11 protein-coding genes are annotated in these 13,451 nt (G+C 58.0%); all 11 read right to left on the bottom strand.

Annotation, left to right across the window (positions count from 1 at the left end):
* Positions 1–3: 3 nt before the first annotated feature.
* Entirely contained in the window at positions 4–1,245 is a 1,242-nt protein-coding gene (locus FPL19_RS14330; RefSeq protein WP_150913369.1) for an O-succinylhomoserine sulfhydrylase, read from the bottom strand.
* A gap of 29 nt (positions 1,246–1,274) precedes the next feature.
* Positions 1,275–2,798 (bottom strand): amidophosphoribosyltransferase, encoded by a 1,524-nt coding sequence (purF, locus tag FPL19_RS14325; RefSeq protein WP_150913367.1) that lies wholly within the window; start codon positions 2,796–2,798, stop codon positions 1,275–1,277.
* A 36-nt stretch (positions 2,799–2,834) separates the two neighbouring features.
* Positions 2,835–3,404, bottom strand: coding sequence for a CvpA family protein (locus FPL19_RS14320; RefSeq protein WP_150913366.1), 570 nt, complete (start codon positions 3,402–3,404; stop codon positions 2,835–2,837).
* A gap of 94 nt (positions 3,405–3,498) precedes the next feature.
* The gene (locus FPL19_RS14315; protein ID WP_150913364.1) at positions 3,499–4,149 is read right to left on the bottom strand and encodes an SPOR domain-containing protein; all 651 of its coding nucleotides are present in this window, start codon (positions 4,147–4,149) and stop codon (positions 3,499–3,501) included.
* A 120-nt stretch (positions 4,150–4,269) separates the two neighbouring features.
* Positions 4,270–5,604 (bottom strand): bifunctional tetrahydrofolate synthase/dihydrofolate synthase, encoded by a 1,335-nt coding sequence (gene folC, locus FPL19_RS14310; RefSeq protein ID WP_150913362.1) that lies wholly within the window; start codon positions 5,602–5,604, stop codon positions 4,270–4,272.
* Complete coding sequence (gene accD, locus FPL19_RS14305; protein WP_150913360.1) at positions 5,588–6,514, bottom strand: acetyl-CoA carboxylase, carboxyltransferase subunit beta; 927 nt, start codon at positions 6,512–6,514, stop codon at positions 5,588–5,590. The genes folC and accD overlap by 17 nt, the downstream gene beginning before the upstream one ends.
* Before the next feature lie 40 nt (positions 6,515–6,554).
* Positions 6,555–7,367 carry a tryptophan synthase subunit alpha gene (gene trpA, locus FPL19_RS14300; RefSeq protein WP_150913358.1) on the bottom strand — a complete coding sequence of 271 codons (813 nt, stop codon included), beginning with the start codon at positions 7,365–7,367 and terminating at the stop codon, positions 6,555–6,557.
* A 28-nt stretch (positions 7,368–7,395) separates the two neighbouring features.
* A complete protein-coding gene (gene trpB, locus FPL19_RS14295; protein WP_191965286.1) occupies positions 7,396–8,610 on the bottom strand; it encodes a tryptophan synthase subunit beta in 1,215 nt (404 codons plus the stop codon).
* Positions 8,597–9,226 carry a phosphoribosylanthranilate isomerase gene (locus tag FPL19_RS14290; protein ID WP_150913354.1) on the bottom strand — a complete coding sequence of 210 codons (630 nt, stop codon included), beginning with the start codon at positions 9,224–9,226 and terminating at the stop codon, positions 8,597–8,599. The genes trpB and FPL19_RS14290 overlap by 14 nt, the downstream gene beginning before the upstream one ends.
* A gap of 1 nt (position 9,227) precedes the next feature.
* Complete coding sequence (gene truA / locus FPL19_RS14285; RefSeq protein WP_150913352.1) at positions 9,228–10,127, bottom strand: tRNA pseudouridine(38-40) synthase TruA; 900 nt, start codon at positions 10,125–10,127, stop codon at positions 9,228–9,230.
* A gap of 105 nt (positions 10,128–10,232) precedes the next feature.
* Positions 10,233–13,382: a FimV/HubP family polar landmark protein gene (locus FPL19_RS14280; RefSeq protein ID WP_150913350.1), complete on the bottom strand. Its 3,150-nt coding sequence runs from the start codon at positions 13,380–13,382 to the stop codon at positions 10,233–10,235.
* Between the last annotated feature and the right edge of the window lie 69 nt (positions 13,383–13,451).

The raw sequence follows: 13,451 nt of genomic DNA, 5'->3' as shown, positions 1-13,451 counted from the left end.
TGCTCAGACGATTCCCTGACGATGATTTTCGAGCACCGTAAACCCTCTCTGAAGGTCGGTCTTGATATCGGATACCGACTCAATGCCGACCGAAATCCGGACCAGGTTTTCGGTAATGCCCGCCTGCTCTTTGTCTTCATCAGACAGACGGCCGTGGGTTGTGGTTGCCGGGTGGGTGATGGTGGTTTTCACATCCCCCAGATTGGCCGTGATTGAAATCATACGGGTGGCGTCGATAAACGCCCAGGCCTGCTCCCGGCCGCCTTTTACCCGGAAAGACAGAACGCCGCCAAACCCGCTTTGCTGCTTTTTTGCAAGCTCATGTTGCGGGTGGCTGGTCAGGCCAGCGTAGTAGACTTCCTCAACAGTATCCTGCGTTTGCAGCCACGTCGCCAACTCTAACGCATTGTCACAGTGAGCGCGCATACGGATTGGTAAGGTTTCCAGGCCCTTCTGGAACACCCAGGCATTGAACGGGCTCATGGTCGGGCCGGCCGAACGCAGAAAGCCAAAGATCTCGTCCATAAGCTTTGCCGGACCGACGACCGCACCACCAACACAACGGCCCTGGCCATCCAGGTATTTGGTGGCGGAATGGATAATGATATCCGCGCCCTGCTCCAGCGGCCGCTGTAGTACCGGTGTACAGAAACAGTTATCCACCACGAACAGAGCATCATTGGCGCGGGACAGATCCGCCAGTTTTGCCATGTCCGCCACTTCGCAGAGCGGGTTGGACGGGGTCTCGATGAAAATCATCCGGGTTTCCGGCCGCACTGCCGCTTCCCATCCCGCCTGATCGGTTAGCTTTACGAACGAGGTCTCCACCCCGAACCTGGCCATATACTTCTGGAACAGCACGTTGGTGGTGCCGAAGACGCCCCGTGAACAGATAACGTGGTCACCGGAAGTCAGCAGCGCCATGCAGGTGGCCAGAATGGCTGACATGCCGGAAGCGGTAGCGACCGCCCTTTCTCCGCCTTCCATCGCGGCCAAGCGGGCTTCAAACGCCTGGACCGTGGGGTTGGTGAAGCGACTGTAGATATTTCCCGGCTCATCGCCACCAAATCGCGCCGCGGCCTGAGCCGCACTGGCGTAGACAAAACTGGAGGTGGGGAAAATGGCATCGCTGTGCTCAAGCTCACCGGTTCGGATCTGACCGGCTCTGACGGCAAGCGTATCCACGGACATGCCCTCAAGATCCGACTCGGGGATCAGGACGTGCTGTTCGCGGTAATGGGTCATGGCTTGCTCCTGTTCAGGCTGGGCCGGTTTCAGTCTTCGTCGTTGTAGAGATCAATAATGCCGTTATCGGAGGAATCGACCGAGCCGGCGCTGAAGCGTTGCTCGTCATTCCTGGCGGCCTCCAGTTTATCAAGATACGCTGCATCCACGTCTCCGGTGATGTAATTGCCATCGAACACCGAGCATTCCCAGCCTTCAATATCCGGATTCACATCATTGACGCAGGTGATCAGATCCTCCAGATCCTGATACAGCAGCCAGTCGGCGCCGATCACCTTGGCGATTTCCTCGACACTGAGGTCGTGGGCAATCAGTTCGTTCACCGAGGGCATATCGATGCCGTAAACGTTCGGGTAGCGAACGGGTGGTGCAGCCGAGGCAAAGTAGACCTTGCGGGCACCGGCGTCCCGAGCCATCTGGACAATTTCCTTGCAGGTTGTGCCCCGCACAATGGAATCATCCACCAGCATCACGTTCTTGCCGCGGAATTCCAGGTCAATGGGGTTTAGCTTCTGGCGCACGGATTTCTTCCGCATTTTCTGGCCGGGCATGATGAAGGTGCGGCCGATGTAGCGGTTCTTGATAAAGCCTTCCCGGAACTTGACCCCCAGACGATGGGCCATCTGCATGGCCGACGTGCGGCTGGTGTCCGGAATCGGCATGACCACATCAATGTCGTGATCGGGATTTTCCCTCAGGACCTTTTCTGCAAGGGTTTCGCCCATGCGCAGACGGGCCTTGTAGACGGACACCTTGTCAATAATGGAATCCGGCCGCGCAAAATAGACATGCTCGAAAATACAGGGGAACAGGTGCGGCTCTTCAGCGCACTGCTGGGTGTAGAGCGTACCATCGGTTTCGATATAGACCGCCTCACCCGGCGCAATATCGCGAACCAGCCTGAAGCCTGCAGCACTCAGGGCGACGCTTTCAGAGGCAATCATGTACTCATCGCCCTTGTCGGTATGACGAACGCCGTAACAGGCCGGGCGAATGCCGTTCGGGTCCCGGAAACCGACGATGCCGTAACCGGTAATCATGGCGATCACCGCGTAGGCGCCCTTGCAACGCTGATGGACCGCCCGCACCGCCGCAAAAATATCGTCCTTGGTGGGGTCAAGCTTGCCCAGCTTCTGCAGCTCGTGGGCAAACACGTTGAGCAGTACCTCGGAATCCGAATTGGTGTTGATATGGCGCAAATCCGTGCGAAACAGATCATTGCTCAATTCGTCAGCGTTGGTCAGATTGCCGTTGTGAGCCAGGGTGATGCCGTAGGGGCTGTTGACGTAGAACGGCTGAGCCTCGGCGGAGCTGGAGCTGCCGGCGGTGGGATAGCGCACATGGCCAATACCCACGTTGCCCACCAGGCGGCGCATATGCCGGGTGCGGAAGACGTCCCGCACAAGGCCGTTGTCCTTGCGAAGGTAAAAACGCTCGTCCTGAAAGGTCACGATACCCGCTGCGTCCTGGCCCCGGTGCTGAAGAACGGTCAGTGCATCATAGAGCGACTGATTGACGTTCGAGGTACTGACTATGCCGACAATGCCACACATGGCTGAGGTATTCTCCCAAGCGTTTTGAACTGAATGTTAACGGGACGCGGACGCAGGTGCCACGGCGTCATCCGTCTGCTGGCCGGCGGGGCTTTCTTTGCCCTCACCGGCCGGGCCAAGCCACCGGGCGAACTCGTCACCCAGGGTTCGTCTTGACCAGTCTTCCACCACCGCAAGGCGGTCTATCATGATTGATGTACGCCACCAGGTATCCTCTGCCAATGGCGTATAACGGGTAAAAGCAATTGCCACAATCACCACCACCAGCCCGCGCAGAAGGCCGAAACCCATACCCAGAACCCGGTCGGTGGCGGACAGACCGGTAACGCGCACCAGATGCCCGATCATGTTGTTGATCAGTGCCCCGACAATGAGGGTACTGAAAAAAAGAATGGCAAACGCCGCGATCAGCCGCACCAGCGGGGTTTCCACCGTGCTTTCAAGGAGTGACTGCATCTGCGGATGGAAGGTACGGGCGAGGATAAAGGCGCCCACCCAGGTCACCAGTGACAGAGCTTCTTTGACAAAGCCCCGCTTCAGACTGATGAGAGTGGATACCGCTATCAGGGCAATGATGACCCAGTCGATCCAGATCAGCGCGTCCATTAAAAATCCGGTGCAAATTAGGAAGCGCGAATTCTATCAGGAAACGCTATCTGACCAAACCACACTTACAGCATAGGAAGGAAATCCGGCGACTTTATTTGCCGCCGGTGGTAACCAGAGTATTGAGCCCGAATGCCTTGTCCAGCGCCTGCTTGGCCCGTTCCGCCTCAGCCTTCTCGGCAAAAGGACCGCTGAACACCCGGGTAAGCTCGCTGCCCCCGGTGGTAATCTGCTGAAGATGGGAGCTGTATCCCTTTTCGCGCACTTTTTCGCGAAGGCGGGTGGCGTTCTCCTTGCTGCCGAAGCTGCCCAGCTGAACCACCCAGGCGCCTTCCAACGAGCGACTAAACTCTTCGGTAAGCTGCTCCTGCTCCGGGGCTTCGGCGGCTGTTTCCGGAGCGGAGGATGTATTTTCAACGGCCTCCGGCGGCTCGGGCGCCTCTGCCGGAGCCTGATTAACGGCTGAATCGGTGGCGACGCTTTCAGTGGCGCTTTGCGAGGAGTCAGCACCAGACCCGGCGGACTGCTCAGCAGAATCACCGTCCAGTTCTTCAATCCGGTAACTGGGAGGCTCTGTCGTATCCGGCTCCGGCATGTCCACTTCAGGGAATGGCGGCTCCTCGGGAATCTTGATGGTGGTGGTCTGACGCTCCGAATGTGGCTCGTCGAACATCATTGGCACGAAGATGACGGCCAGGGAAACCAGCACCAGTGCTCCGATGATACGCTGTTTCAGTCCGTCCACGCTGAATAACCCCTCTTGATGCCTGTTTGCCGGCAGTGCCCGGTTTTAACGGTGATACTAACTGTCACGGGCTCGGAACTCAAAACATCACCGGTGGTATGACGAAGTTTTAAGATAGCGTCAAAGCAGCGCGTCACGGGCGGCCGCCACGGTGAAGAAGGAGCCGAAAACCAGCACCAGGTCCCTCTCACTACACGCCGCCAGAGCTGACGAAAGCGCCTGTTCCACAGACCCGAAACAGCCCTGGACCTGCTTTTCATTCAATTGGCCCGTTCGTTTAACCAGTTCAGAACATCCGAGGCCCCTGGGCACGTCCAAAGCGCCGAAAAACCACTGATCAACCTGACCGGACATGGCTTCAACCACACCCTCCACGTCCTTGTCGCCCAGGGCACCATACACAGCCAACACCCGTTGACCGGGTTGCCTGATCGCCCCTACACGGGAAGCCAGCCAGCGGGCAGCGTGGGGATTATGCCCCACATCCACCACTACCGCCGGTGATTCCTGAACACGCTCGAAACGGCCGGGCAACGTAAGGTTCGCGAGGGTACTTTCGATAAGAGCGGGTGAAAGCTCCGGCTCCAGCTTGCGGATGGCCACAACGGCGGCGGCCAGGCTGTAGACCGGAAGCCCGTGATCCGGCACGCGAATGCAGGTGGAGTCCTGGTCGATGTGGAGCCAACGGTCAGAGGTTGTTGCCGTCGGGCCCGGTGCGTCCGGAACCGGCTCTGGCGAGGCCAATAGTTGATAGCCATGTCCCGGGCGCAGCAGATTCACTTTCTGGGCGCTGGCCTGCTGAAGAACGGACCGGGGCGGGTTCAGATCTGCAAAAATAGCGGTCTGGCCCGGCCTGAGGATACCGGCCTTTTCAAATCCAATGGTTTCAATGTCGTTGCCCAGAAAGGCCTGGTGGTCGATATCCACCGACGTAATGATGGCAAGCTCCGCGTCCAGAATATTGACAGCATCCAGCCGCCCACCAAGACCGACCTCCAGAACCCAGTTGTCGACGCCGGCCTCCTGGAATATAACGAATGCCGCAAGTGTTCCGAACTCGAAATAGGTCAGCGACGTCGAGCGCCTTGCCGCCTCAACCGCCTCGAAGGCCCGGATCATAACCTGATCCGACACGTCCATGCCGTTAACCCGCACCCGCTCGTTATAACGCTCCAAATGCGGAGACGTATAGGCACCGGTGGTTCGGCCCGCGCTTTGAAGGAGTTTCTCCAACGCGACCACCGTACTGCCCTTGCCATTGGTGCCACCAATCGTCAGGATCCGCGCAGACGGATTAGTGCGAAACAGCCGCCGAAACACGACCAGAACCCGATCAAGGCCCAGATCAATCTCCGCCGGATGTATCGATTCAAGGTAAGTCAGCCACTGGTCAAGAGAGGCATCCGGGCCCGGCGCCAGGGGCGCGCGGGCCGGAGGGTCATTCGGTGGGGACATCGGATTCCGGTCTTTCGGATACCTCAAGTTCGATGGGTTGCTCCTTGGCCGTCTGCTCAAGGCCGGAGAACTTGGCCAGCAGCGCCGCAATGCGCTCCCGCATCTGATGGCGATGCAGAATCATGTCAATCGCACCGTGGTCCAGAAGGAACTCACTGCGCTGGAACCCTTCCGGCAGCTTCTCCCGAACCGTCTGCTCGATAACCCGCGGGCCGGCAAAGCCGATCAGCGCGTAGGGCTCGGCAATATTAAGATCGCCCAACATCGCCAGACTCGCGGATACACCGCCGAATACCGGGTCGGTCATAACCGAAATATAGGGAATACCTTCCTGCTTCATGCGTTCCAGAACCGCCGCGGTTTTGGACATCTGCATCAGCGACAGGATCGCTTCCTGCATCCGGGCGCCACCACTGGCGGAAAAACAAACCAGGGGAATACGTTCTTCCAGACAGACGTTGGCAGCCTGGACAAAGCGCTCACCAACCACCTGACCCATGGAGCCGCCAAGGAAACCGAACTCGAAGGCCACAGCCACCAGGGGAATTTCCATGGTTTTGCCACGCATCGCAACCAGTGCATCTTTCTCACCGGTGGCTTTCTGGTTCTGGGTCAGGCGGTCTTTGTATCGCTTGCTATCCTTGAACTTCAGGCGGTCCCAGGGCTCAAGATCAGCACCGATCTCTTCGCGGCCGTCGGGATCGAGGAATACGTCCAGTCTGCGGCGAGCGGTAATCCGCAGGTGATGATTGCATTTGGGGCAGACATCGAGATTCTTGTCCAGCTCAGGCTTGTAGAGAAAAGCACCGCACTTCGGGCATTTTTTCCAAAGCCCTTCGGGCACGCCCATTCTCTGTTTGGACTCCGAGCGAATCTTGCTCGGCATGATCTTATCCAGCCAGTTACTCATGGTCTCATCCTATCCTGTGATCCCCACGCATGCGTTTCCGTCAGGAAGTCAGGTTGTCCAATGCCACACGCATCGGGTGGAGCAAATCCGTCAGTGCTTGCTTTAACTGCTCCGGATCTGCCTGATTACGGGCTATTGTATCCACCAGTACACTGCCAACAATTACACCATCGGATACCCGTCCGACCGCAGCGGCGGTTTCAGCATCCCGGATACCAAACCCGACACCCACCGGAAGTGCCGTCAGCTCGTGAATGTGCGCCACTTTCGCAGCCACTTCATCGATGTCAATTTTGCCAGAGCCGGTGACACCCTTGAATGAAACATAGTACACATAGCCGGAACAGTGCTCACTAATCGAACGAATTCTGTCGTCCGTAGTTGTCGGCGCCAGCAGGAAAATGGCGTCCAGGTCGCGTTCAGTGAACAGCGGCGCCACCTCGTCCGCCTCTTCCGGCGGCAGATCCACGGTAAGAATCCCGTCAATACCCGCAGCTTTCGCAGTATTGGCAAACTGTTCATAACCCATAGCTTCCATGGGATTGAGATAACCCATCAGCACGATTGGGGTCTTGTCATCTTTTTCGCGGAAAGTCTTGACCATCCCCACGACCTGGCGAAGAGAGGTGCCGTGTACCAGAGCGCGCTCACAGGCCTGCTGGATAACAGGGCCGTCAGCCATCGGATCTGAAAACGGCACCCCCAGCTCGATAATATCTGCGCCAGCGGCAACCAGTGTGTGCATCAGATCAACGGTCTGGTCCGGGTGCGGATCCCCCGCGGTGATGTAGGGAATTAGCGCCTTACGACCCTGGGCTTTGAGGGATTTAAGAACCCCTTCAATTCGACTCATGTGTTCTCCTGTTCGTCCTTTACTACCGTTACATCTCGATGCCGTCGATCTTGGCAATGGTCTGCATGTCTTTATCACCGCGACCAGACACATTAATAACCACCACCTGATCCTTGTCCATGGTGGCGGCAAGCTTGATGGCATAGGCGACCGCATGGGCGGTCTCCAGCGCAGGCATGATGCCTTCTACCCGTGTCAGTTTACGGAAGCCGTCCAGCGCCTCGTCGTCAGTGACGGAGACGTAGTGCGCGCGGCCAATATCTTTCAGCCAGCTGTGCTCGGGACCCACACCCGGGTAATCCAGACCTGCGCTCACCGAATGGGTGCCAGCAATCTGGCCGTTTTCGTCTTCCATCAGGTAAGTACGGTTGCCGTGCAGTACCCCCGGGCGTCCCGCACTCAGGGGCGCCGCGTGCTTGCCGGTTTCAATGCCAAGACCGCCTGCTTCCACGCCATAAAGCTGAACGGATTCATCCGTCAGGAAGGGATAGAACATGCCAATGGCGTTGGAACCACCACCGACACAGGCAACCAGCGCATCCGGCAGCTTTCCGGCCTGGTGTAGCGACTGCTGACGGGTCTCACGACCGATCACCGACTGGAAATCCCGAACCAACAAGGGGTAAGGATGGGGCCCGGCTACGGTACCAATGATGTAAAAGGTATCATCGACGTTGGCGACCCAGTCACGCATGGCATCGTTCATCGCGTCCTTGAGGGTCTTGGTGCCGCCCTGAACGGAATGCACGGTGGCCCCCAACAGTTTCATGCGGTAAACGTTCAGGGACTGGCGCTGAACATCCTCGGCGCCCATGAAGACGTGACATTCCAGGCCCAGGCGGGCACAGACGGTTGCCGTCGCCACACCGTGCTGACCGGCACCGGTTTCGGCAATAATCCGCTTCTTGCCCAGAAAACTCGCCAGCAGCGCCTGCCCGATGGTGTTGTTCACCTTGTGGGCGCCGGTATGGTTCAGGTCTTCCCGCTTGAGCCAGATCTGCGCGCCGCCGGTTTCCCGTGTCAGGCGCTCCGCAAGATACAGCGGCGAGGGACGGCCGACATAATGTGCAAGATCCTTGTCAAAGGCCGCCTGGAAATCCGGATCGTTTTTGAGCCGCTTGTACTCTTTCTCAAGGGTCATCAGCGAATCGAACAGGGTCTCGGATACAAACCGGCCACCGTAGGCACCGAAGTGACCGCGCGCATCCGGAAATCCACTCAACATTTCTTCAGTCAGTTTCATCGACACGGTGTACCTCACTTATGAAATCAGTCATTTTTGCAGTGTGCTTGATGCCTTTGCCACTCTCTACCCCACCGCTTACGTCGACACCCCATGGGCGGACCTGCTGAACCGCGGCCGCCACGTTATCAGAAGCCAGACCACCGGCCAATATCAGCGGCAGCGGGCGCACGGACGGAATCAGATCCCAGTTAAAAGACTGGCCGGTACCGCCATAAGTATCAGCAACCCAGGCGTCTACCAGAATCCCACTGGCCCGAAAATAGTCCCGGAATGCCTGTTCGATATCACCACGGTTCCGAACCCGCACTGCCTTGATCCAGCGAGCGGGAAAGCTCTGACAGAACTCCGGAGTCTCATCACCATGGAACTGGAGCAGATCCAGCGGCACTTTTGAAAGGACTTCCTCGACATAACCCCTTTCCGGGTTCACAAACAGTCCTGTTGCCGTGACAAAGGCCGGCAGAGATCGGATCAGTTCGGCCGCCGTCTCAATGGAAACGCTTCTGGGGCTGGGTTCATAGAACACAAAGCCCACGGCATCAGCCCCTGCGTTCGCGGCAGCAACGACGTCCTGGGGGCGGGTAAGCCCACAGATTTTGACCCGTGTTCTCATATCAATCCCGGGATTTGCGATGTATGTGCGTGGGCTGAATTGGCCGGTTCTGATCCTCACTGAACCAGGGGGCGGCAAATCCGGGCCCACATTCAGCGGCAGGAATCCCGAACTCGACCGGGTACCCCACGTCTACAAGATACAGGCCCTGGGGCGGCGCCGTCACGCCTGCAAGCCGTCTGTCCCTGGTAGAAAGTATCTCACGAATCCACTCGGTACGCTTCTGATCCGTACCGATTGCAATCAGTGCGCCGGCAATATTGCGCACCATGTGATGAAGAAACGCATTGGCTTGTACGTCCACTATCACGAAGTGGCCTTTCCGGGTAACACTGATCGACTCCAGAAACCGTATCGGCGAGCGGGACTGGCAACCGGCGGCGCGAAAGGCTGAAAAGTCGTGTTCACCGACCAGGTCCTGCGCCGCTTTGTGCATTCGACCGGCGTCCAGAGAACGATACACCCAGGATACCTGACCCTGCTGGATACCTGGCCGCACAGGATGGTTGTAAATGATGTACCGATAGCGCCGGTAAACCGCTGAAAACCGCGCGTGAAAGTCACCAACGGCCTGCCCCGCCCAGTGCACCGCAATTTCCGGAGGAAGAGCGGTATTGATACCCATAACCCAGGACCGGAGATTGCGCACTGAAGAGGTCTCGAAATGGGCCACCTGGTAACTGGCATGCACGCCGGCGTCGGTACGGCCGGCGCACACCAGATCTACAGGCTGATCGGCGACCTTTGCCACGGCTTTGCTGAGCTCGTCCTCAACGGTTCTGACACCGGACTTCTGGAACTGCCAGCCGTGGAATCCCCGGCCATCGTACTCAAAGGCGATGGCCACCCGGCCATTGCCAATAGCGATATCCGTAGTCAGTGCCTGACTTTGCTGGAACAATGGACTTCCCGAAATGATAGATCACACACGAGAAACGCCGGCCTAACCCATACCTCTGGCACGGGTCGCCGGCGTTCCGGTTTTACGCTGTCTGATTATAACGAATCAGGACAGGTTTTTGAGCAGATCCTGGGCTTCTGCCTTTTGCTCTTCGTTGCCTTCCAGGGCCACCTCTTCCAGGATATCCCGGGCCCCGTCCACGTCACCCATCTCGACGTAGGCTCTCGCCAGATCAAGCTTGGTGGCCGCCTCGTCTGTTCCGGAAAGGAAGTCGAAGTCGTCGTCATCACCCAGGTCGGATTCATCAATATCCCGCCCCGAGGCTTCCTCATCCGAGGCAACGTCCGAAGCAACCGGCGGAACAACTGAGCCACTCTCAGGCTCTCCCTCTTCCGGAGCTTCTGAAGGCTGGCCTTCGGTCAGCTCTTCGCTTGCTTCCTCGGCACCTTCGATTTCCTGCTCCGGGTCCGCAGGCTCTTCACCCTTCAGAGTATCTTCAAGCCCCAACTCGTCATCCAGAGAGAGCTCGTCTTCCTCGGAATCAGCTGGCTTCTCGGACGGAGCGTCATCGTCAGATTCAGAGAACTCCTCCATCAGGGCCAGATCCTCGTCAGATACGTCCAGCTCCAGGTCGTCCAGCTCGGATTCACCGCCCTCTTCTGAGGCCTCGTCTTCGCCAGCCACCTTGTCGAGCTCGGCGTCCAGCTCATCAAGGAAAGACTCATCCAACTCGCCGTCGAATCCGGCTTCCTCGGATTCGGCATCGGCTTTCTCTGTCGCGGGCTTTTCCTCGCTCTTTTCCGGAGCCGCTTCGGCCCTGGAATCCAGCTCGTCCTCTGATTCCAGCTCAGACGTATCAAAATCCAGGCTGAGGTCGTCTTCGTCCTCTTCCGTCAGATCGTCTTCGTCCAATGAGTAATCAAACGCGCCTTCGTCGTCACCGTCCTCAGTTTCAGCGGTCTCATCCAACGTGTCTGATTCATCCTCATCGGTTTCGAGACCGGAAAGATCATATTCAATCAGGTCATCCCGATCATCACCTGACTTCTCCACCGATTTCTCTACCAGGGTATCGTCCGTATCGGGGAGATCCAGATCCATATCCTCGAGATCGATATCATCCTCTTCCAGAGCTTCAGGATCGTCAGACTTCTCTTGCTCCTCGAAGTCTGTTTCCGCGAACTCTGATTCCAGAAGTTCCGATTCCTCTTCGGGCTGGAGACTGTAGTCAGACTCGTAGGAGGTGCGCTCTTCCGGCTCGGAGCCGCCGGATCTGAGTTGAGACTCCAGATCGTCAATGCTCGGCATGGATTCGGCTTCGTCCATATGAGACCGCAGGTTTTCCGCTTCAGCCGTGGCGTGTTCATCTTCCAGTGCTTCAATTTCGCGGAACTGCTTGTCAAACGACTCCCGGTCCTGGATGTCTGCGTAAACGCCCAGCAGTTTCAGGCGCAGGTCCGCGCGGCTTGGCTCGCGGGAGATTGCGGTCTCCAGCGTCTGTGCGGCCTGATCGTTTCTGCCGTAGGCGATGTAGGCATCAGCCTCGGCGATGGCATCAGCATCTTCCTTCGATTCCGATCCATCCTCGTCTTCGTCAAAGGTAAGATCAAACGAATCGGTATCGTCTGACGCAGAATCGCCGTTGAGCTGTTCATAGAACGCCTTTTCGCGATTGGCGTTGCGTCTGGCCAACAGCAGCAAGAGCAGAAGAAGCAGAATGAGGCCGCCACCAAGCGCAATCTGATAGATAAAGTTGTTGGCGATCATGTCAATGACGTTGCCCGGGAACGGCTTCTGGGCGGGCTCTTGCTCGGCCGGCTCCGCTGGCGCGGGCTCTGCTGGCTCGGCCGGGGCTTCTGCGCTCTCGGGTGCAGCGCCTTCAGCCTGTTCGGTGCTCTCGGCCATGTCAGAGCTTTCAGTCATGTCAGACCCACCGGCCATCCCTGAGTCGTCAGTTGTTTCTGGCTCAGCAGCCTGGTCAATGGCCTCCGGCTGGTCCGTTTCACCCGCGCCGGGTTCCTGATCCATGGCCTGGGAATCTGCCGCATCAGCAGTTTCTGCCGTTTCAGCGGTGTCACCGGGATCGGCAGTAGCCGCCGGCTCGGCCGCATCCGTTGCCTGGGGCTGCTCGCCATCAACCTGGGCATCCTGCATTTCTGCAAGCTGACTGTTTTTGAGTTCCAGCAGGCGCTGAAGTGTCTGCACCTGGTCCTGTAAATCATCTACCCGGCCGGTCAGCTCTTCATTCTCGCGACGGGCGCTCTCCAGTTGCTCCATGGCAACGGCAGTGCCTGCGTCAGCACCACCAGGCAGCTCTCCACCACCACCGGCGGAGCCACCTTCGGTCGCATCACGGGAAGCAGCATCGTCGGCGGCCAGCAGACGGAGCTGATCGCCACCAGCCGCTCCACCCGCTGCAGCATCCTGACCCGTACCGGCGTCAGCAGTTGCATCGACCGTACGATCCGGAGTCGAGAATGCCCGATTCTGAATGGCCACTTCGCGATTCGCTTCGGCGCGACTGCGGCTGCGAATCTGGTTTTCGCTGGGTATGCGCAGAATTTCACCGCGCATCAGGCGGTTGATGTTGCCATCGATAAATGCGTTGGGGTTCAGGTCCTGAATCGCCAGCATGACCTGTTGCATGGTCACGTCATTGCTCGGGCGTACCTGTGCCGCAATCGTCCAGAGTGTATCCGACGAATTGGTGGGGCCAAGGGTGCGCGCACCAGAGGTGCGGGCTGGAGCAGTCGACCGCGTTGTCTGCGGAGCGGTCTGCCTGGCCTGCGGTTCGGGCTGACGGGCCTGGGTGACGGTCGGGGCCGACACCTGCTCTTCAACGCCCGACTCCTCCGAATAAACCGGCGGATCGACAAGCAGCGCGTATTCGCGCATCAGACGACCATTCGGCCAGGTCACTTCGATCAGGAGGTTGATATAGGGTTCGCGAACAGGTTCGCGGGAAGAGACGTTAACGACAAGACTGCCATTCGGCGCGGTCGTTACCTGAAAATCCAGTTTGGTAAGGAAATAGTTTCTGTCAATGCCCACTCTGTCAAACGCAGACTGGGGTGCGAGATTTACAAACACATTGCCCGGCGCAATGCCCTCGCTTTGTCGCAGGTCAATTTCCGCGTCCAGAGGCTCGTTAAGATAGGACTGTAACTCAATTTCCCCCAGACCCAGCGCCTGTGCGACACCTGATCCAAGTCCTCCCGCTAGAGCCAGAGCAACCGCAAGCTTGCGTACCTTCATGCTTTTTCCTTACCAGTCTCCGTTGTTCGTTACTGTTCTGCAGAACAGTGTCGGACGAGGTTGGATGAC

The sequence above is a fragment of the Marinobacter halotolerans genome (assembly GCF_008795985.1).
Taxonomy (GTDB): domain Bacteria; phylum Pseudomonadota; class Gammaproteobacteria; order Pseudomonadales; family Oleiphilaceae; genus Marinobacter; species Marinobacter halotolerans.
This window is presented reverse-complemented; position numbering and strand designations above follow the sequence as displayed.